Here is a 20,651-nt window from a genome sequence, read left to right as displayed (position 1 = left end):
AACACCCCAAATCCAAAATCTTGAATACAATCTTTAAATTAAGTTAGATATACTTAAAACGATTCTAATAAAACAAGAAATACTATGGCCTATCTGCCCCTACTACAACAAGCTTTTATTGCATTGCTAAGCACCTTTATCTTCGCTTTTTTTGTGATCTTAATGGTACGCTTTCACACTCAAAAAAAAATCAAACAAGGACTCGCTGACGAGCTCGCAAAAAAAGATAATTTCGCTGCAGGAATAAGCTATGCCGCGCATTTATTTACGGTATTACTTATTATTGGTTATTTATTTCGCCATCTTAGCTTTACTGATATCAAAGCCGATTTACTCTATGGTTTTATTTTAATAAGTGTCGCAACCGCTTTTAGTTACATTGGTAAGCAAATTCATAATAAATGGGTATTAAGCCGCTTTAATGAAGAACAAGAGATAGCCAAACGCAATGTCTCTGCGGCCTTAATTGAATCTGGTGCATTTTTAGGCAATGCCCTGATTATTTTAGGACTTTATAAATGGTCACACAGTCAAAGTATGGATGGTTTATTAATCATCACTAGTTGCTTTATCCTATTACAGTTTTTTTTAGTGGTACATCGAAAATGGCAAGAATGGTTATTTGCTAACAGCAACCAAGGGACCGCATTACAAACCTACTTAAGTTTAGATAATACCGCGTTAGGGCTTAGGTTTAGCAGCCAAACTTTAGCGCTGTGCATGGCAATTTATGCCGGGCTATCATATGCGCCTTTTTATGCAGGGGTATTTGTCGATAATATTTTAGTGGTACTTAGTTATTGCGGTATTTTAGTTATTTTACAACAGATTATCAGCGCCCTATTTACCCGCATTGCCTTACCTAAAATAAATACAGAGAATGAAATTGAACAGCAAGATAATATTGGCGTAGCCTGTGTCGAGCTTGCTATTTACTTAGCTGTTGGATTAATTCTGATTGCTCTGTTTAATCGCTAAGTAAAACTAAACCGCAGCGCTATTGTTGCGCTGCCTTCCATTTATCAAAGTTGGCATATTCATATTCCATACCTGCTTGCATCACTCCAGCTACTATGGTGTAAGCTTCAACCCAAGCTTGTTTTACCTCAGCACTAAACGCTTGTTGCAACCCTTGTTGTAGCGTCCAAAGTAACGCCTCAGCAACAGTATTAAAATCTTGAATTGATATTTGATAAGCTACATGGCGACGACCTAGTTGCCATACCGCCATTTCGAGCTTATCAAACTGCTTTAATCCTCGCACAACTGTGGTCAATATTTGCATTAGTTTTTTACCTTGCTCTTCAACATCACCATGAAATAAAGGCCTAAGTGCAGGGTTAAGCTCAAACAACTTACCATAAAACAAATCGGCAGCATCTTTAGCTATTGGAACCACTTTTTCCCACGATGCCTGTACCAATTCCACTTGATGTGGTGTCATTACGCTTCCTTGTCAACAATAAAAAAACAGATGTTCTTTAGCTTAGTACACTAGAGAAAAATCAGCATAATATATTGTTATATTTAGCTTAATTGCGCTAAATAACGAGACTTTATTCGACTAAGAGCAACAGGGGTTACCCCTAAAAAGCGCGCGAGTTCAGCCTGACTAATTCGCTTTAAAATATGTGGGTACTGCTCAATAAATCTGACATAACGTTGCTCTGGAGTTAAACATAAAAATTGGAATTCACGATCTTCTTTACGTGCGGTTAATTGATGCATAAATTGTAATTCAACATCCCTTAGCTCTGGCGTTTTAACTGCTATTGCTTTTAAGTCTTTATAAGGGATAGCAATAATGTCACATGCCTCTAGACAGTAACAAGAATAAGGAGAAGGCTCTCCAAACACCACACTTAACAAACTGCCAGCCAAATCATCTTCAGCTAAAAAAGCTTTAATAAACTCCTTGCCATCCGGTTGGATAAAAACCAGTTTAACCAAGCCTTTTTTTATCCAAAATAACCTAGGCTCTAAGCTACCTTGCAAAAATAACGACTCTCCGGCTGCAAATGATTGCACAGCTAATTGATGCTTTTGTGCTACAAGTGTTAATAGATGTTGATATTGGTCCATTTTTTGTCCAAATTAACTTAAGTTAATGTAAAAATGGCACAAGCAGTATAGATTAGCGCTTCTAGCAACAATACTAAGGAAAGTATCATGCAACTAAATGGACAAACGTTTCTAATTATTGATCATATCCCAACAATTACTCGTCGCTTCGTGATGAGTTTAAGCCAAAAAGATCTAAAGCTTGTAGCCGTAAGTCACCATACACGACATTTACTCAAAATGATGTACGACCACTTAATCGACGATTACAGCTACTGTGACTTCAACAACGAATTATCAATTGAAGAATTAAAGAATTATCTGGCGTGTTATCACAACATAAGCAGGGTTTATATTTTTGCTAGTTTTTATAACTCGCTCAACCCTGCTTTACAAGCGCATATTCAGTCTATCCATAATTGTATTTATTTAGTGTCTGTCGATGAATACGAGTCGCTCTTTCAGAGCACATTATTAGGTAGTCAAACAAAACACACCACCTTGCTTGATCCTCTACAAGAATTGGGAAAAATATTTAATTATCAGCCAGCAGCACTGTCTTATAAATAACACAGTGCTGTACTTTTTTAACAGTACCGACTTTAACCTCAAAACTGGAGAATAAATCTCTCTGATGTAGCTATTTTCAACGCGAACAGGCTTGGATTAACTTGCAATGGGCTTGCTATTATTGACTCGTCAATCCACCTTGTTAGCCTTAAAAACCTCTAGCTAGAGATAAATAACTTAGATATTTAATTTTAATTCAATGCGTTGGCCAATCTATTATCCAGAACTGAGTTTATTTAATAAAACTTGATGTCGTTTTATTAACGAGCTTGGCCTTGCCAACGAAACAGCCACGCTCCAAGCACTAAAAAAACCACGCTCATCACAAACAATGCTAATACTTGCTGCTTGATTTGCCAAAGCGAGGCGCCTTCGAGCATGATTTGCCTTGCCCCTTCAAGTAGATGAGTCAGCGGAAAGAATTGCGCTATGGTTTGAATAAAACCAGGGCTGCCTTCTAGAGAAAACCACACTCCTGATAACATCATCATTGGCCATGAAGTCAGGTTAAGCATACCTCCGGTAAATTCTTCCGATTCAGAACGAGCTGCAACTAAAAGCCCCAATGCAATCAGCGAAAAAGCCCCCAGTAACGTAATAATAAATAAATCGAAATAGATGCCCACCATATAAAAATCAAACATGACGTTACAGCCAATAAAAATAACACTACTGAGTAACAAGATAATAAATAATCGCGAACATATTTGTGCCGTCAAAAACTCAATGGGTTTTAATGGCGTGGCATGTAAACGCTTCAAAACCGAGTTTTTACGATATCTGACGATGACATAACCAATGCCAAATAAGCATGAAAACATCATGTTCATCCCCAAAATGCCAGGGACCACCCAATCGAGATAACGAATTTCTTTACCGGTAATGACCTGCTTAACTAATTTAGTTTCACTTGCCAACAATAATTTCTCTGCCATATAACCATTAGCGGATGAGTCATTGACCCAGTAACGTGCGGCATTAAAATCAACTAACAAATCGAGTTTATGTTGACGTAATTTTTGTTCAGCCACATCTACTTGTTGATAAGCGACAAATTCAACATGCTGCAACTGAGTAAAAGCATTAACTGGTTTTTCACCTAAAATCCCAATTTTATATAAAGATTTACCATCGCCCGAAAAAATAAAGGCAAAACCTACCAATAATAAAATTGGAAACATGATATTCCAACCTAATGCGGAACGATCACGAAAAAACTCATAATTACGGGCTTTAAAAACAGCTAAGAATCGTTTAAACATGCGCAGGCTCTTCTTTCATATTCAGACCATGGCCGGTCAATTTCAAAAATAAGTCATCTAAGGTTGCCGATTTAACTTGTAAACCATCGAGGGCAATCTCTTGATTAATAAGCTGTAATAGCGTTGCTTGTATATCCGCACTTTGAATTAAAATTTTATCAGCCACCACTTGGTACTCAAACGGCATCACCGCATCGTGATTAAACGCACTGCCATTGAGTTTAATCAGTGCACCTTTAAAGTGCTGTTTTAATAGATTATCCGGAGTATCGAGGGCAATAATTTTACCTTTATCCATAATCGCAATTTCATCACATAGATATTCAGCTTCATCCATGTAATGTGTGGTTAAAATGATAGTTTTACCATTCGCTTTAATTTTATTGACTAACTGCCAAAATAATCGACGACTATGAGGATCGAGCCCTGTGGTTGGCTCATCTAAAAAAATCAGTTTAGGATCATTAATCAACGCAAGCGCAAGCAGTAAACGCTGTTTTTGCCCACCTGATAACTTGCGATGATCTTGCTGTAAAAAATCCTCAAGTTGACATAATTCAATCAGTTCATCTAACGCAATCGTATGGTGATAAAATGCGCCAAACATCTCAAGCGTTTCTTTTACCGTTAAATAATCCTGAATCGCAGTATGCTGAAATTGAATTCCTAACTCTTGATAAATAGACTCAGTCAGTGGTTTACCTTGATATAAAATTTTTCCCGAAGACGGTTTTACTATCCCTTCGAGCATTTCAATGGTGGTGGTTTTACCAGCCCCATTAGGTCCTAATAGACCAAAGCAAGTTCCTTGCTTCACATTAAAACTAATTCCATTAACAGCATTCACTTTGCCAAATGATCGAGTTAGTTCATCCACCTGTAAAATTAAACTCATGCAAGTTCCTTCGTTTCCTATTACGAAATAGCGTTTAAAACTAACATAGCTTTTTAATATTTAATCGAAAAAATTAAAATAAATTGCTACAACCTAGCCTTTTTATTGCCAATACGCGCCCCCTTTCATACCATATAACAATCAATTAAAAACAGTGAATTGCCCTGTAATACAATTCAAATTAAAGGTTTTCCATGCGCATCCCTCATATTTATCATCCAGGCTCAATTGAAATTGGCCAAATACTCCAACTTGACGATGATGCCGCAGGTCATATCGGCCGGGTTTTACGCATGTCTATTGGTGACAAGGTCTGTTTATTTAATGGCCAAGGAGGACAGTTTTTAGCTGAACTGACTGAAGTCTCGAAAAAAGGGGTCAATGTACAAATCGAGAGTTTTGAAGAGCATGATGTTGAATCCCCCCTTAAAATCCATTTAGGCCAAGGGATTTCACGCGGTGATAAAATGGATTTTACCATTCAAAAATCAGTAGAACTTGGCGTTACAGAAATCACCCCATTATTTACCGAGCGCTGCGGAGTAAAATTAAGCGGTGACCGCCTCGAGAAAAAACATCAGCAGTGGCAAAAAATTGCGATTGCAGCGGCGGAGCAATCAGGCCGTAATTTTGTTACGGTTATCCACCCGCCAATTAAACTTGAACAATGGCTCAGTCAACAAAGTGACGAGCTCAAACTCACGCTACACCCAAGGGCTGAGCACAGTATTAAAACCATTACAAAACCGACCGAAGGATTACGGTTTATTGTGGGCCCTGAAGGCGGCTTTACCGATGCTGAAATGTTGATGACTAAAAATAGCGGTTTTATTGATATTCGTTTAGGACCAAGAATTTTACGAACTGAAACAGCGGCTTTAACGGTCTTAAGTGCATTGCAACTTGAGTTTGGTGATTTAGCTTAAGTTTTGTGCACAACACTATGAGATGATTTGCTTTTTAACAAATCATCCCCATATAAAAAATACTAAATCAAAAGGGAAATCCTATGACTATCAAGCTCGGCATTATCTCAGATCCCATTTCAGGATTTAATATCAAAAAAGACACCGGCTTTGCCATGATGGAAGAAGCGCAAAAACGCGGCTATGAAGTCCACTACATGGAAATGGATGATCTTTTTTTGCGCCAAGGCCAAGCGTATGCAACCAGTGCAAAAGCTAAAGTATTTAATGATGTAAATCATTGGTATGAGCTTGAAGAAAAGCAAACCATTGCCTTAGCTGATCTTGATGTGATTTTAATGCGCAAAGATCCCCCTTTTGATACAGAATACATCTATGCCACTTACATTTTAGAGCGCGCCGAACAAGCAGGAGCGTTAGTGATCAATAAACCGCAAAGTTTACGTGATGCTAATGAAAAATTATTTACTGCCTGGTTTAGTGAATTCACCCCAGATACTTTAGTCACACGCAGCCAACAACAAATTAGGCATTTTTTAGCTGAGCATGGCGATATTATTATCAAACCACTTGATGGCATGGGTGGCGCATCTATTTTTCGGGTAAAACAAGACGACCCAAATATCGGCGTAATCTGCGAAACACTTACAGAGCATGGCGCTCGCTTTGCAATGGTACAAAATTACGTACCAGAAATAGTTCAAGGTGATAAACGCATTTTAGTGGTTGATGGTGAAGTGATCCCATACTGCTTGGCTCGTATTCCACAAGGCGGCGAAACCCGTGGTAATTTAGCCGCAGGAGGCCGTGGTGAAGCACGCCCATTAAGTGAATCAGATTTTAAAATTGCCAATGCGATTGCACCTATACTCAAAGAGAAAGGGCTTATCTTTGTAGGACTTGATGTTATCGGTGACAAATTAACTGAAATCAATGTCACAGCCCCAACATGTGTGCGAGAAATTCAAGCTGCGTTTGATATTTCTATTACAGGCATATTATTTGATGCGATTGAGCGTCGCTTAAGTACGCGTTAGTCGCATAGAAGCTAGGAGATAAATTAGATGCAATCATTAGAAAATCATTTTTTAATTGCAATGCCAACCATGCAAGACCCTAGCTTTAAACAATCGGTTACCTATATTTGCGAACACAGTGAAACCGGTGCTATGGGATTAGTTATTAATCACCCAACGGATTTTACCGTTGGGCAATTGCTTGAAAAAATTGATCTCGAAAATGACAAAACCTGTGGTTCCACTCGTCAGTTAGTGTTTGCCGGCGGACCAGTTGATACCGACCGAGGTTTTGTACTACACAGCACCAAATATGGTTTTACCACCAGCTCAGCACTTAGCGATCAAATAATGATCACCACCTCAAAAGATGTTTTAGCCAGTCTGACGACGGAACAATCCCCAGATAAATTCTTAATTACACTTGGATATGCGGGTTGGGGAGCTGGACAATTAGAGCAAGAGTTGCAACAAAATGCATGGTTAACAATTAAAGCCGATCCTAGCATTATATTTGATACTCCCGCCCATCTTCGCTGGGAAAAAGCCATCGCCATGCTTGGTATAAACTTGAGCATGCTTAGTCACCAAGTTGGCCATGCCTAGAATACATTTTACTTTTTAAACAAGGATTATCATGGCAAAGCGGCCATTAAAAAACATCGGTGAACGCACCGTACTCGGATTTGATTTTGGCACTCGCAGCATTGGTATTGCTGTTGGCCAAGAAATTACTGGCTCTGCATCACCACTAAAAGCAATCAATGCCCGTGATGGTATTCCTAATTGGGATGAAATTGCAGCCATAGTAAATGAATGGCAACCCGACTTATTAGTTGTTGGCTTACCACTGAATATGGATGGCACAAATCAAGAGGTGACATTCCAAGCTAAAAAGTTTGCCAACCGCTTACACAACAATTATGGCCTGCCAGTTGAAACCCAAGATGAGCGTTTAACCACCGCAGATGCAAAATCGCAACTATTTGCCCAAGGCGGTTTTAAAAAACTCACTAAAGGAAATGTTGATAGTATGTCGGCACTGCTAATTTTAGAAAGTTATTTTGAAAATCAATATGGTAGTTAGTTAACTTCTGTTCTAGATAATAGATTTATTGTATGTTAACCCAAGGCGGTAAAAGTTGAAGATAACCGCCTAAGACAGGTTTATTATCCAGTATGTGGTTAACCTAGTACCTCAGTTGATTTTCTCAACCAATTCCTGATTGATTACCTGTGTTTTTGTTAAATCAGGAATAAATCCCGCCTCAATATAAGCACGTTTAATCCGCTGCCGTTTACGCAACTCTTTGAGTCCTATTTGCAATGCTTTAAAAGCTACTTCGCCATCAGGATGATTGCGACTAATAACAAAATGTCGACTGTCATCAAGCACTATTGCGATATTTGGCACCGCTTTTAAATCAATATTACCTAGGCGGTAATGATTATCGAGAGAAGGCATTAAAGGCATCAGCATAAAATCAGCCCATTTTAAATGCACCATTCTTAACTGACTAAGCCACTCATCTTCCAAAAAGAGCTCTTTTAAGTTTAGATTTTGCAGTGTATGCCAATCTGTGGCCCAGCGTGGCGTTGAAACAGCGGTTAAATTTCTCAAATCAACTAAGTTTTTAATTTTAAATACTTCAACGTGATCAGGATTGGCAAAAATACCTGCAAAATATTCACCTTTTCGGATCACCGGATCTGAAATAAACACGTCATATTGAATACGTAGCGCATCAGCGAGCCAATAGCTATCAAAGCTAATTAATAACTCTCCCTGTTCGATTAATTTGGTGTTTCGAAAGTTAACTTTACCGACTTTATAGCTAAAGGTTTTTTCATAGCCCCCAAGTTTAAGCGCTTGCTGTGCAATCACCATATCAACAACATCACGACGAATTTTAGGCCCAACAAACGAGTTAATCTCACTAGGATCACGACCCGCTAAAAAAGTCATGTAATCATCATACACATCATCACGTAAATAGATTACAACGTTCTTATCGTCTTTTGCTAAGGCTAAGGTACTGAATAATAGGAAAACGGTAATCAAAACTAGCGCTACTTTGGTTATGCTTATTTTTGCTATCATCAAATAATCCTCAAAGTGCTCCTATTTGATTGCATAATACAAAGCAAACATGAGTCTGTTGGGCTTATACGTCCTGAGTTAAGCGAAGTCGTTTACAGAAACACTATTCTGGGGCTAATTAAACTGCGGCAATACTTACCAATATAGTACATTGCCGCTAATAACTAATTTTTAGGATCGTTACCTAAACCATCTATCGTTACGCCTTGTAAGAATCCAGCGCCTTGCTGTTCATTGTTACGCAATTTAATCATCAGCCTTAAATCATTTGGAGAATCAGCATGATGTAATGCGTCCGCGTAATTAATACGATGGCGCTGATAATGCTCAAACAAGGCTTGATCGAATGTTTGCATCCCCATTTCGCGCGATTTAGCCATGGTTTCTTTAATACCACCAATGTCGCCTTTTTTAATTAGCTCTGCAATCATCGGCGAATTAAGAAGTACTTCAATTGCTGCAACTCGACCATTACCATCAGCTGTGGGCACTAATTGCTGAGCAACAATAGCGCGTAAATTGAGTGCCAAATCATATTTTAGTTTATCGTGCTTTTCTTTTGGTACTAAGTGCATGATCCGGTCAATTGCCTGATTAGCGTTATTCGCATGTAAGGTTGCAACACATAAATGCCCCGTTTCTGCAAAACTTAATGCGTATTCCATGGTTTCTTGTGAGCGAATTTCACCAATTAAGATAACATCTGGCGCTTGGCGTAATGAACTTTTTAATGCCGATTCAAAGCTTTCTGTATCTAAGCCAACTTCACGTTGCGTAACAATACTTTTTTGGTGCTCATGAACAAATTCAATTGGGTCTTCAATCGTTAAAATATGGCCACGTTGATTCCGATTACGATAACCAATTAACGCCGCTAGAGAAGTTGATTTACCTGTACCAGTACCACCAACAAACAGTACTAAACCCCGTTTTGACATGATCACATCGGTTAATACTGGCGGCAAGCCTAAGTCATTCACATCAGGAATAGAACTCACAATACGCCTGACCACCATACCCGCTTTATCACGTTGCCAAAAAGCAGAAATACGAAAACGTCCCTCTTCGGTGGCAATCGCAAAGTTACACTCTTTAGTATCGTGATACTCTTTTTTCTGCTTTTCTGACATCGCAGATTCAACTAAAGCAAGTGCTTGCTCTTCAGATAAACTATTATTGTCTAAATGCGTAAGCTCACCATTGATTTTGGCACTGACCGGCATAAAGGTTGAGACAAATAAATCGGATGCTCCGCGAGTAAGCATTTGGCTTAAATAAAAATTTAAATTAGTCATGATTAATTTCCTGTACCGCCAAATTGCGCTTTATCGTGAGCTTTTGACTGCGCTTGTGATTGACTGATAATGCCGCGATTAAGCAAATTCATTAAACATTGATCCATAGTTTGCATCCCATGCGACGCACCGGTTTGAATAGTCGAATACATTTGCGCAATCTTATCTTCACGAATTAAATTTCGAATGGCCGGTACACCGATCATGATTTCATGGGCTGCGACTCGCCCACCACTAATTTTCTTCAATAAGGTTTGGGAAATAACAGCCCGCAACGACTCAGATAACATCGACCTTACCATATCTTTTTCTTCGCCTGGAAAAACGTCGATAATACGGTCAATGGTTTTAGGCGCTGAGGTGGTATGCAAGGTGCCAAATACTAAGTGACCCGTTTCTGCCGCTGTCATGGCAAGGCGAATGGTTTCAAGGTCACGTAACTCACCGACTAGAATCACATCAGGATCTTCACGTAATGCGCTTCGAAGAGCCGCACTAAAACTTTTGGTATCGCGATGCACTTCACGTTGGTTAATTAGGCATAACTTATTTTGATGCACAAACTCGATAGGGTCTTCAATGGTTAAAATATGATGATGTTTATTACGATTAATATAATCAACCATAGCAGCTAAAGTGGTCGATTTACCCGAACCCGTAGGCCCCGTCACTAATACCAAACCCCGAGGATTATCTGAAATGGTTTTAAAAATATCCGGCGCACCTAAATCATCTAGCGATAATATATCACTTGGAATGGTACGAAATACCGCAGCAGGACCACGGTTAGAATTAAAGGCATTGACACGAAAACGTGCTAGATTGGGGACTTCGAATGAAAAGTCACACTCCAGATTTTCTTCGTATTCTTTACGCTGTTTATCATTCATAATGTCATAGACCAGTCCATTGACGTCTTTGGCTTCGAGGACTGGAATATTTATGCGCCGTACATCACCATCAACTCGGATCATAGGTGAGACACCCGACGATAAATGTAAATCGGACGCCTTATGTTGCACACTAAAAGCGAGTAATTCGGTAATATCCATGACTAAAACTCCACAACTATCTGATAATTATATGGTTACAATAGCAGAACGACTTAATTCCGCATACGCTAGAATTGCCCAAGCCGAAAAAAATCATCAAAAACCAGCCAAAAGCGTGAGCTTGCTGGCGGTGAGTAAAACCAAACCAGCACAGCTAATCATAGATGCTTATCACGCTGGACACCGAAAATTTGGCGAATCTTATGTCCAAGAAGCGGTAGAAAAAATCCAACAAATCCCATTTAACGACATTGAGTGGCACTTTATTGGCCCTATTCAATCAAACAAAACCAAAGCCATTGCTGAGCATTTTTCTTGGGTGCAAAGTATTGAACGCCCTAAAATTGCAGAACGACTTAATCAACAGCGCCCAACTAACTTACCGCCATTAAATGTACTTATTCAAGTGAATATTTCTGGTGAGCAAAGCAAGTCAGGTTGCAACTTAGCTGATGTGGCCGCACTTAGCGCACACATTAGCCAAAGCAAACAATTAGTCTTACGCGGCTTAATGGCTATTCCTGCACCAAGCGATGACCAAGCGCAACTCATCGCAAGCTTTAGTCAATTAAAAACTTGCTTTGATACACTTAAAGCCCAATATCCCTCTATAGATACTTTATCTATGGGAATGAGCGCTGACGTTGAGGCTGCCATTGCAGCAGGCTCAACCATGGTTAGAATTGGTACTGATATTTTTGGTGCGCGCGAGTACCCTGTAGAACAACACTAATTAAGGTTTACTATGTCTCAAACAAACATTGCATTTATTGGCACCGGTAATATGAGCTATGCCATTATCGGAGGTATGATTAAAAATGGCTTTAATGCCTCACAGATTATTGCCACTAATCGCAACCAAACCAAACTTGATAAAGTCGCCAGCGACTTTGGTGTACAAACCCAAACCGACAATTTAATCGCCCTTGCACAAGCCGACATCATAGTACTATCGGTTAAACCGCAAATGATGGCTGAGCTTTGCCAAACATTTGCTAATTCTGGCATCGATTATAGCAATAAGGTGTTTGTATCTGTTGCAGCAGGCATTACTGTTAAACGTTTACGTGAAATGCTACGCAGTGACGTTAAGCTTATTCGTTGTATGCCCAATACCCCATCTTTGCTGGGCAAAGGGGTTTCTGGTTTGTTTTCAGCAGGTACTAGTGATGCTGAAAATAGCACAGTCACAGAGATTTTCAGCAGCACAGGTATTGTAATGTGGTTAGAGCAAGAGTCACAAATCAACGATATTATTGCAGTAACCGGCTCATCTCCGGCTTATTTCTTTTTGTTTATGGAAGCAATAGAAAGCAAAGCTAAAGCCTTAGGATTTACCCCAGAACAAGCGCGATTATTAGTGCAACAAACTGCGATGGGCGCTGCGCAAATGGTCGAAAGCCAAAGCATCGAAATCAGTGAGCTGCGTAATAACGTGACATCAAAAGGAGGCACAACCGCCCAAGCGATTGCACATTTTCAACAACACAATTTAACCCAAACTGTTGCCGATGCGATGGATGCGTGTATCGCCCGCGCAGAGCAAATGGAAACCGAACTTTAAGGCTTAGTTATGAATGCATTCCAATTTTTAGTCGAAATTGTTTTTGATTTATTTTTAATGGTGGTATTGCTACGTTTTTGGTTACAGCTGGTCAAAGCAGATTTTTACAATCCTTTAAGTCAGTTTGTTATTAAAGCCACCGCACCGTTAGTTAACCCATTACGCCGCATTATTCCGGGTTTAGGTGGCGTTGACTTGGCCAGTTTAGTACTGGCATTTATTATTGCATTTGCAAAAATAAGCACGGTGATGTTGTTGTTTTCAGCTCAATTTGATCCTGTTAACGCTGTAATTTTAGGCGCGCTAACATTATTAAAAGAAGCATTTAACCTAGTTTTTTGGGTATTAATTTTACGGGCTATTTTAAGCTGGGTCAGCCAAGGCAATAATCCAATTGAAGCGGTATTTCATCAATTAACCGAGCCTATGTGTCGCCCAATCCGTAAAATTTTGCCACCGCTAGGCGGGTTAGACCTCTCCATCTTGGTGCTAATTATTGGCTTACAATTTCTACAAATTTTATTTATGGATTTAATTCGTTAATGAACGCTGTTGCTTGGCAAGCCGAAATCCTAACGCTTAGGCTTTATGTTCAACCTAAAGCAAGTCAGGATAAATTTATTGGCTTACATGGCAACGAGCTTAAAGTGGCCATCACCGCACCACCGGTCGATGGCCAAGCAAACAGTCATTTAATTAAGTTTTTGGCGAAACAATGCAAAGTGGCTAAAAACCAAGTTTGCATTAAAAAAGGACTTCAAGGTCGCCACAAAGAAGTACAGATCAGCAAACCTGAGTACATCCCCATAGCGATTAGCACGTTAATAGCCAACTCGCCAAAGCTCTAATTACTTAATAAACAAAAGGACATTTTATGTTTACCCGTTTTTTAACCTTGTGTAGTAGCTTTCTTTTACTGGCATTTTCACTTGCTAGCCAAGCTGAAGATCAAGGTGGACAATTTAAAAACTTAGGCGATTGGGAAGTGCATTACATTGCTTTTCCATCGACATTCTTACAACCAAACATTGCAAAAAGCTATGGCTTAGAACGCAGTAAGTTTACTGGTGTTGTTAATATTTCGGTACTTGATAGCCGCACAAAAGACAAAGTAGCTCAGCGCGTTACCATCAAGGGTAAAGCCCGTAATCTCCTTGGTAATACAATAGATCTAGAATTTAAAGAGGTCGTTGAAGGTGACGCCGTTTATTATCTTGCGCCGATTAAATTCTACAACGAAGAAGTTTATCGCTTTGAAATAGATTTACAGCAAGACAGACAAATTCAGCAATTAACATTTCAGCAAAAATTCTACGTCGATTAATCACTTTGAAGCAGTTCAGCAATGAGCTGCTTTTATCTAAAAACCAATGTAAAAACTCATGAATCTGACCCTTTAACAGCTCAGATAAACTAACCAGCTTCTAGTAAAAAGCCAGCAACTGAGTGCTGGCTTTAAAGTATCTAATAGCAAGGTGTCACTATTGTTGTGGTTCATACCCTAAATTAGGTGATAACCAACGCTCGGCTTCAGTGAGCGTCATGTTGGTTCGCTTAGCGTAGTCGGCAACCTGGTCTTGTTGAATGGTCGCAACCGCGTAATATTTTGCCTCTGGATGCGAGAAATACCAGCCAGATACCGCAGCGCCTGGCCACATAGCATAAGAACTTGTCAGCGCCATACCAATGCGTGATTGCGTATCAAGCAGCTGCCAAATTTTCTTTTTCTCAGTATGTTCAGGACACGCAGGATAACCCGGTGCAGGACGAATACCTTGGTAATTTTCGCGAATTAACTCTTCATTGCTTAAACTTTCATCGGGCGCATAACCCCAATATTCTTTACGCACTTGCTGATGTAAATATTCGGCAAATGCCTCAGCTAACCGATCGGCCACTGCTTTAACCATGATTTTATTATAATCATCTTGTTGATCATCAAACGCTTGCGCTAAATCATCTTCTTCAAGACCACCGGTTACCGCAAACGCGCCAAAATAATCAGGTATTCCTTTTGGTGCGATGTAATCAGCTAAACAGTAGTTAGCAAAGTCTGTTTTTTCCGTTTGCTGGCGTAAATGGCACGACAAGGCCATTACTTCGGTACGGGTTTCATCGGTATAAATCTCAATGTCATCACCAACCCGATTAGCAGGGAATAAACCAATGACCCCTAAAGGTTGTAGTGCACCTGATTTTTCAAACTCATCAAGCATGGCATTGGCATCAGCAAATAGGCTTTGCGCTTGCTCCCCCACGATTTCGTCATGCAAAATACGCGGATACTTCCCAGCGATTGACCACGTCATAAAATACGGCGTCCAATCGATATATTGGCGAAGTGTGGCAATAGAAACATTTTTAAACTCTGTCACACCGAGTTTTTTAGGCACTGGCGGCGTGTAGTTTTGCCAATCTAATTGTGCGCCGTTTGCACGGGCTTGTTCAATAGTAACCGCACGAGAGCGTGGGCGTTTACGCGCTTGCTGGTCGCGAACTACTACGTATTCTTTTTTAGTACGTTCAATAAATTCAGGTTTTTGCGTATCACTTAGTAATGCCGATACCACGCCTACCGCACGGCTGGCGTTATTGACATAAATCACGCCCTTGTCGTACTGCGGTTCAATTTTGACTGCGGTATGGGCTTTTGAGGTCGTTGCACCACCAATCAACAATGGAATGGTAAAACCGCGTCGAGTCATTTCTTTGGCAACATGGACCATTTCATCCAGTGATGGGGTAATTAAACCCGATAAGCCAATTGCATCGGCTTTTTCATCAATGGCGGTTTGTAAAATTTTATCCGCAGGCACCATCACGCCCAAATCAATCACGTCATAGTTATTACATTGCAATACCACGCCCACGATATTTTTACCAATATCATGCACGTCGCCTTTCACGGTTGCCATCACGATTTTACCGTTTGTGGCGCCCACTTCTTTTAAGGCATCGATATATGGATTTAAGTAAGCCACCGCGCGTTTCATCACCCGCGCCGATTTAACCACTTGGGGTAAAAACATTTTACCTTCACCAAATAAATCACCGACCACATTCATGCCGTCCATCAGCGGCCCTTCAATTACTTCGATTGGGCGGGCAAAACCTTGGCGACATTCTTCGGTATCTTCTTCGATGTAATCAGTAATTCCTTTAACAAGCGCATGCTCTAAACGCTTAGCAACAGGCCAGCTACGCCACAGTAAATCTTCAACTCGTTCAGCTTGTGCCATGCCTGAATATTTTGGCGCAAGTTCCACCAGCCGCTCACCGGCACCTGGGTCTTTATTAAGTACTACGTCTTCAACGGCTTGGCGTAGCTCTGCGGGAATATCATCATACACAGCCAATTGACCGGCATTAACAATGCCCATATCCATGCCTGCTTTAATGGCATGATATAAAAACACCGAATGAATTGCTTCACGCACAGGGTCATTACCACGAAACGAAAAGGAAACGTTCGACACCCCACCCGAGACTTTACAATGAGGTAAACCTGCTTTGATGCGACGGGTACCTTCAATAAATTCAACCGCGTAGTTATCGTGTTCTTCAATTCCAGTTGCAACTGCAAAAATATTTGGATCGAAAATAATATCTTCTGGTGGAAAGCCAATTTTATCAACGAGTAATCGATAAGAGCGTTCACATATTGAGAATTTGCGATCTGCTGTTTCAGCCTGGCCGGTTTCATCAAACGCCATCACTACCGCAGCTGCACCGTAGCGTTTAATCAACTTAGCTTGGCGAATAAACGGCTCTTCACCTTCTTTTAACGAGATAGAGTTAACGATTGCCTTACCCTGAATGCATTTTAATCCCGCTTCAATGACGTCCCATTTCGATGAGTCGACCATAATAGGCACACGAGAGATATCAGGCTCAGAGGCAATTAGATTTAAAAATTTTACCATTGCCGCTTTCGAATCCAACATGGCTTCATCCATGTTGATATCGATAATTTGCGCGCCATTTTCAACTTGCTCACGGGCTACACTCAGTGCGGCTTCGTAGTCTTCATCCATGATCAAACGTTTAAACTTGGCCGAACCTGTTACGTTTGTACGTTCACCGACATTGGTGAAAACCGATATTTTTTTACTCATAACAGTGACCTTAGTTCAGATTGCACGCTTCTAAACCAGATAAGCGCATCCTGACTTCAAGCTCTGGTAATGGACGAGGAGGTACATTTGCTAAACCATCAGCAAATGCCTTGATATGTAAAGGTGTGGTGCCACAACAGCCACCAACAATATTAATAAATCCTGTTTTACCCCAATCAATAATTTCAGCGGCCATTTCTGGTGCTTCTAAATCGTATTCACCAAATTCATTAGGTAAACCTGCATTAGGATGCACTGAGGTATAGGTTTCACAAACGCGCGATAATTCTTCAACATATTGGCGCAGTAAATCTGGGCCCAAGGCGCAGTTTAAACCGATAGCAATCGGTTTAATGTGGCGAATTGAGTTATAAAATGCTTCAGTCGTTTGGCCCGATAAAGTCCGGCCCGACGCATCGGTAATAGTGCCTGAAATCATTACTGGCAAAGTGCGCCCTGCTTGCTCAAATGCTTCTTCAACTGCAAACGACGCTGCTTTAGAATTTAGAGTATCAAAAATAGTTTCAATCAAAATAATGTCTGCACCGCCTTCCATTAACGCAAGCGTCGACTCAACATATGCAGCCACCAAGGCATCAAACGTCACATTTCGAAAACCGGGGTCATTTACATCCGGTGAAATTGAGCAGGTTTTTGACGTTGGGCCAAGCACACCAGCAACATAACGCGGTCGACTTGGGTCAAGCGCTTCGATTTCATCACAGACTTTACGCGCTAATTTGGCCGATTCCAGATTAATCTCTCGACTTAAATGCCCCATTTCATAATCTTCCATCGAAATAGTAGTCGAGTTAAAGGTATTGGTTTCGATGATGTCAGCACCGGCCAGTAAATAATCACGATGGATTTTTGCAATGATCTCTGGTTGAGTTAAGGTCAATAAATCATTATTGCCTTTAATTAAAATGTGCCAGTCAGCAAATCGCTCACCACGGTAATCTTCTTCTTCTAATTTATGCTGCTGGATCATGGTGCCCATGGCGCCATCTAAAATTAAAATACGCTGTTGCAACGCAGCTTTAAGCTGAGCTGATTTATCTTTATTCGGCATAGTTGTTAGTCCTTACATCTTGGCTAACTAAGTTAATATCATACGGAGTGGTCTGATACACGTAATAATTGAGCCAATTTGAAAACAATAAAAAGGCATGGCTCTGCCATGTTTTTGATGGCTTGCTATCGGGGTTATCATCGATGAAATAATTTTCAGGCTTAGGTGCGTTAGGGCCCTTAGCGCAATCGCGAATATACTCCCCTTTTAAGATATGAGCGTCATATTCAGGATGGCCTGTAATATACACTTGGCTGCCGCTGGTGTTTTTTAATAAATAGGCACCAACACGCTCAGAACCCGCAAGTATCGCAAGCTCTTCAATTGGTTCAATATCAACTAAATCGATATGGCCATAACGAGAGTGAGGCACTAAAAAGTCATCGTCAAAACCACGAGTAAGTGCCGCATGTTCAAAGAAACATTGATGCTTAAACACCCCACAAAGCTTGTCTTGGCGCAGTTTTCGCTTTAATCCATAATGGTAATAAAGTGCAGCATGCGCAGCCCAACACGAAAACAACGTTGAGGTTACATGCTGCTCTGCCCAATCAAAAATAGTGGTCAGCTCTTGCCAATAGGCCACGTCTTCAAACTCTAAATGCGCTAAAGGCGCACCTGTAATAATCAAAGCATCGTAGTTATTTTGCTTAATTTCAGAGAAATAACGATAAAAAGTATCAAGATGTTGTTCTGATGTGTTTTTACTGCGGTGAGTATCAAGGCGCAGTAAATCAACATTAACTTGCAAAGGAGAGTTAGCCAATAGGCGAATAAACTGCACTTCTGTCTCAACTTTGTTGGGCATCAAATTTAAGATAGCCAACTGCATAGGTCGAATTTCTTGGGTTTGAGCGCGACTTTTTGGCATCACAAACACATTTTCATTGCGTAATTGTGCAATCGCAGGCAGTTCATCAAGGACAGTAATTGGCATATTTCATTCTCAACTTAGCAAACAACAAGTGGCAATTATGACTAGATATCTGGAAATTTCAAGCTCTAGATGTTTAGATGTCTAAACTCACTTGTCTACATGACCTAAATCTCGCTCAGGATCCAAAATATCGCGGACCCGACGTTTTAGTATTTTAGCTTCAGGAAACCCCTCATCTTCAACTCGGCACCAAATTTGAATGTCGTTGTAATAAATTTTAAAGATGCCTTTACTCGCAGGTTTTAATGCCACTTGTTCAAGCTCATCACTAAAAGTACTGAGCAACTCTTGTGCAAGCCACGACGCACGTAACATCCATTGGCACAGTACACAATAATGAATAGTAATTGTTGGTTTCATGGGTTTACCTCATTGTTAGCATGCATCATTTTAATCTAAACCACAGACTAAACATAAAAAATAAGACCAATAACCACTGAATAACAAGCGCTATTTTTAGCCGTATCAGATTCAAAAAGTAAGCGAATATAAGCAAAAAGTAGGCATTTTGAGTACCTCAAGCTATCTTTTATGAAAGCACGATTACACAAGGAAATTAAATGCCTCAGGTTAGCCTTAACGAAACTGGCGTTTTAGAACGGATGACGGATATTGTCGCATGCTTAAACAGTAGTGATTCTATCCATCGTTTTTTGCTAGATATTCATTGTATTTTGCAAAAGGTGACTTATGCCGACAACTTTTATGTCGTTTTGTTAGGTGAAGATAAACGGTTAACCTTTCCTTATTTTCATGATGTCAAAGATGACTTTGACGCCGATGAACTTAACGGCATTGCACTTGCTGATTTAAGCAGCACATTAACTTACTACGCATTAGCGCAGCAAAATGTCTGTAATTTTAATCAAAGCCAATTACTTGAACTCACACAAGCAGGCACAATTAAAGTACTTGGCTCTTTGCCAAAACAATGGCTATGTTTTCCATTAAAAAATAGAGACAGTTTTTTAGGTGCTTTTATTATTCAATCCTATCGACGCGAAGATGAATACTCAGGTGTGATCGTTGATATTTTATTTACCATTAGCCACATTATCGCCTCAGCACTCGATGCCTTTAACAATCAACAAGCACTCTTTGATGCCAATCAACGCTTGGCCGAATACCAAAATGAACTCGAAGATGAAGTTGATAAACGCACTCAAGAATTACAAAAAAGCCTCTTAAATTTACAGCATGAAATTGAACAACGAAAACAATTACAGGCTTTACTTGAGTTTGATTCAACCCATGACAACTTAACGGGCTTAGCCAACCGCAAATCTTTATTTAATGAACTCGCTCGAATTTCTGCACGTATTGAGCGCCAACCATCTTATGTTTATTTATTGTATTTAGACCTAGATGGCTTTAAACCCGTAAATGATACTTATGGACATCATGCTGGTGATCTTGTACTAGTAGAAGTAAGTAAGCGCTTAATTAAAGCGATGCGACGCTATGATTTAGTTGCTCGTATTGGCGGGGATGAGTTTGTTGTTGTAATCGACCAACCGCTTGATGAAAATGAGCTCTGCCAAATTGCAGGTCGCATTATTGATGATATGCAACAACCTATTTATATCAACGAAAAACAAACCGTACACTGCGGTATAAGTATTGGCATTGCATTCACTACCCTTGCCACTGAAGTCGGTGAGGTGCTTATTTCCCATGCCGACTCGGCGTTATACGAAGCTAAAAACAACGGCAAAGGCTGCTTTAAAGTTTTCCATCCTTAGTTTTATGAAGACAACAAAAAACGCTTTATCCCAAAGGGTAAAG

23 protein-coding genes are annotated in these 20,651 nt (G+C 40.1%); 12 read left to right on the top strand and 11 right to left on the bottom strand.

The window, feature by feature from the left end; genetic code table 11:
• Positions 1 to 84 precede the first annotated feature (84 nt).
• Positions 85 to 978: a DUF350 domain-containing protein gene (locus PTUN_RS03795; protein ID WP_009838373.1), complete on the top strand. Its 894-nt coding sequence runs from the start codon at positions 85 to 87 to the stop codon at positions 976 to 978.
• Between the two features lie 19 nt (positions 979 to 997).
• On the opposite strand, the gene PTUN_RS03790 is transcribed toward PTUN_RS03795, so the two are convergent.
• A complete protein-coding gene (locus PTUN_RS03790) occupies positions 998 to 1,444 on the bottom strand; it encodes a globin family protein (RefSeq protein ID WP_009838372.1) in 447 nt (148 codons plus the stop codon).
• 83 nt (positions 1,445 to 1,527) lie between these two features.
• The gene (locus PTUN_RS03785; protein WP_009838371.1) at positions 1,528 to 2,082 is read right to left on the bottom strand and encodes a Crp/Fnr family transcriptional regulator; all 555 of its coding nucleotides are present in this window, start codon (positions 2,080 to 2,082) and stop codon (positions 1,528 to 1,530) included.
• Between the two features lie 87 nt (positions 2,083 to 2,169).
• Here PTUN_RS03785 and PTUN_RS03780 point away from each other — a divergent pair, with 87 nt between their 5' ends.
• Entirely contained in the window at positions 2,170 to 2,631 is a 462-nt protein-coding gene (locus tag PTUN_RS03780; protein WP_009838370.1) for a hypothetical protein, read from the top strand.
• A 260-nt stretch (positions 2,632 to 2,891) separates the two neighbouring features.
• Here the strand turns inward: PTUN_RS03780 and PTUN_RS03775 are convergent, their stop codons facing one another.
• Together PTUN_RS03775 and PTUN_RS03770 are read right to left on the bottom strand one after the other, a co-directional pair.
• Entirely contained in the window at positions 2,892 to 3,893 is a 1,002-nt protein-coding gene (locus PTUN_RS03775; RefSeq protein ID WP_009838369.1) for an ABC transporter permease, read from the bottom strand.
• The gene (locus PTUN_RS03770; RefSeq protein WP_009838368.1) at positions 3,886 to 4,788 is read right to left on the bottom strand and encodes an ABC transporter ATP-binding protein; all 903 of its coding nucleotides are present in this window, start codon (positions 4,786 to 4,788) and stop codon (positions 3,886 to 3,888) included. Before PTUN_RS03770 ends, PTUN_RS03775 begins: the two co-directional genes overlap by 8 nt.
• Positions 4,789 to 4,982: 194 nt before the next feature.
• Here PTUN_RS03770 and rsmE point away from each other — a divergent pair, with 194 nt between their 5' ends.
• The 4 genes from rsmE (at position 4,983) to ruvX (ending at position 7,817) form a co-directional block, all read left to right on the top strand.
• A complete protein-coding gene (gene rsmE / locus PTUN_RS03765; protein WP_009838367.1) occupies positions 4,983 to 5,714 on the top strand; it encodes a 16S rRNA (uracil(1498)-N(3))-methyltransferase in 732 nt (243 codons plus the stop codon).
• Between the two features lie 83 nt (positions 5,715 to 5,797).
• Positions 5,798 to 6,751, top strand: coding sequence for a glutathione synthase (gene gshB / locus PTUN_RS03760; protein ID WP_009838366.1), 954 nt, complete (start codon positions 5,798 to 5,800; stop codon positions 6,749 to 6,751).
• A gap of 27 nt (positions 6,752 to 6,778) precedes the next feature.
• Complete coding sequence (locus PTUN_RS03755) at positions 6,779 to 7,336, top strand: YqgE/AlgH family protein (RefSeq protein ID WP_009838365.1); 558 nt, start codon at positions 6,779 to 6,781, stop codon at positions 7,334 to 7,336.
• 31 nt (positions 7,337 to 7,367) lie between these two features.
• Entirely contained in the window at positions 7,368 to 7,817 is a 450-nt protein-coding gene (gene ruvX, locus PTUN_RS03750) for a Holliday junction resolvase RuvX (protein WP_009838364.1), read from the top strand.
• Between the two features lie 111 nt (positions 7,818 to 7,928).
• Here the strand turns inward: ruvX and PTUN_RS03745 are convergent, their stop codons facing one another.
• The 3 genes from PTUN_RS03745 to PTUN_RS03735 form a co-directional block, all read right to left on the bottom strand.
• Positions 7,929 to 8,831: a hypothetical protein gene (locus PTUN_RS03745; protein WP_009838363.1), complete on the bottom strand. Its 903-nt coding sequence runs from the start codon at positions 8,829 to 8,831 to the stop codon at positions 7,929 to 7,931.
• A gap of 164 nt (positions 8,832 to 8,995) precedes the next feature.
• Complete coding sequence (locus tag PTUN_RS03740; protein ID WP_009838362.1) at positions 8,996 to 10,126, bottom strand: PilT/PilU family type 4a pilus ATPase; 1,131 nt, start codon at positions 10,124 to 10,126, stop codon at positions 8,996 to 8,998.
• Between the two features lie 2 nt (positions 10,127 to 10,128).
• The gene (locus PTUN_RS03735; RefSeq protein ID WP_009838361.1) at positions 10,129 to 11,178 is read right to left on the bottom strand and encodes a type IV pilus twitching motility protein PilT; all 1,050 of its coding nucleotides are present in this window, start codon (positions 11,176 to 11,178) and stop codon (positions 10,129 to 10,131) included.
• Between PTUN_RS03735 and PTUN_RS03730 the strand changes: the two genes are divergently transcribed.
• The 5 genes from PTUN_RS03730 to PTUN_RS03710 are packed head-to-tail and all read left to right on the top strand — an operon-like array spanning position 11,177 to position 14,066.
• A complete protein-coding gene (locus tag PTUN_RS03730) occupies positions 11,177 to 11,911 on the top strand; it encodes a YggS family pyridoxal phosphate-dependent enzyme (RefSeq protein ID WP_009838360.1) in 735 nt (244 codons plus the stop codon). The two genes, PTUN_RS03735 and PTUN_RS03730, sit on opposite strands and share 2 nt — an antisense overlap.
• Before the next feature lie 12 nt (positions 11,912 to 11,923).
• Positions 11,924 to 12,742, top strand: coding sequence for a pyrroline-5-carboxylate reductase (gene proC, locus PTUN_RS03725; RefSeq protein ID WP_009838359.1), 819 nt, complete (start codon positions 11,924 to 11,926; stop codon positions 12,740 to 12,742).
• Positions 12,743 to 12,751: 9 nt separating this feature from the next.
• Positions 12,752 to 13,285, top strand: coding sequence for a YggT family protein (locus tag PTUN_RS03720; RefSeq protein ID WP_009838358.1), 534 nt, complete (start codon positions 12,752 to 12,754; stop codon positions 13,283 to 13,285).
• Positions 13,285 to 13,590: a DUF167 family protein YggU gene (gene yggU / locus PTUN_RS03715; protein ID WP_009838357.1), complete on the top strand. Its 306-nt coding sequence runs from the start codon at positions 13,285 to 13,287 to the stop codon at positions 13,588 to 13,590. Before PTUN_RS03720 ends, yggU begins: the two co-directional genes overlap by 1 nt.
• Positions 13,591 to 13,616: 26 nt before the next feature.
• Positions 13,617 to 14,066, top strand: a complete 450-nt coding sequence (locus tag PTUN_RS03710; RefSeq protein ID WP_009838356.1) for a DUF4426 domain-containing protein — start codon at positions 13,617 to 13,619, stop codon at positions 14,064 to 14,066.
• A gap of 157 nt (positions 14,067 to 14,223) precedes the next feature.
• Here PTUN_RS03710 and metH read toward each other — a convergent pair whose 3' ends face one another.
• The 4 genes from metH to PTUN_RS03690 form a co-directional block, all read right to left on the bottom strand.
• A complete protein-coding gene (gene metH / locus PTUN_RS03705) occupies positions 14,224 to 16,857 on the bottom strand; it encodes a methionine synthase (protein WP_009838355.1) in 2,634 nt (877 codons plus the stop codon).
• A gap of 10 nt (positions 16,858 to 16,867) precedes the next feature.
• Positions 16,868 to 17,929: a homocysteine S-methyltransferase family protein gene (locus PTUN_RS03700; protein ID WP_009838354.1), complete on the bottom strand. Its 1,062-nt coding sequence runs from the start codon at positions 17,927 to 17,929 to the stop codon at positions 16,868 to 16,870.
• On the bottom strand, positions 17,919 to 18,866 hold the full coding sequence (locus PTUN_RS03695; RefSeq protein WP_009838353.1) for a homoserine O-succinyltransferase: 948 nt from the start codon (positions 18,864 to 18,866) through the stop codon (positions 17,919 to 17,921). Before PTUN_RS03695 ends, PTUN_RS03700 begins: the two co-directional genes overlap by 11 nt.
• 87 nt (positions 18,867 to 18,953) lie before the next feature.
• On the bottom strand, positions 18,954 to 19,226 hold the full coding sequence (locus PTUN_RS03690) for an Rdx family protein (RefSeq protein ID WP_040643823.1): 273 nt from the start codon (positions 19,224 to 19,226) through the stop codon (positions 18,954 to 18,956).
• A 200-nt stretch (positions 19,227 to 19,426) separates the two neighbouring features.
• On the opposite strand from PTUN_RS03690, the gene PTUN_RS03685 reads away from it, so the two are divergent.
• The gene (locus PTUN_RS03685) at positions 19,427 to 20,608 is read left to right on the top strand and encodes a sensor domain-containing diguanylate cyclase (RefSeq protein WP_009838351.1); all 1,182 of its coding nucleotides are present in this window, start codon (positions 19,427 to 19,429) and stop codon (positions 20,606 to 20,608) included.
• The last annotated feature ends 43 nt before the right edge of the window (positions 20,609 to 20,651 follow it).

Origin of the sequence: Pseudoalteromonas tunicata, from assembly GCF_002310815.1 — a bacterium.
Lineage (GTDB): Bacteria > Pseudomonadota > Gammaproteobacteria > Enterobacterales > Alteromonadaceae > Pseudoalteromonas > Pseudoalteromonas tunicata.
Note: the sequence above shows the minus strand (reverse complement) of the source record. Positions and strands in the feature narration are given on the sequence as shown.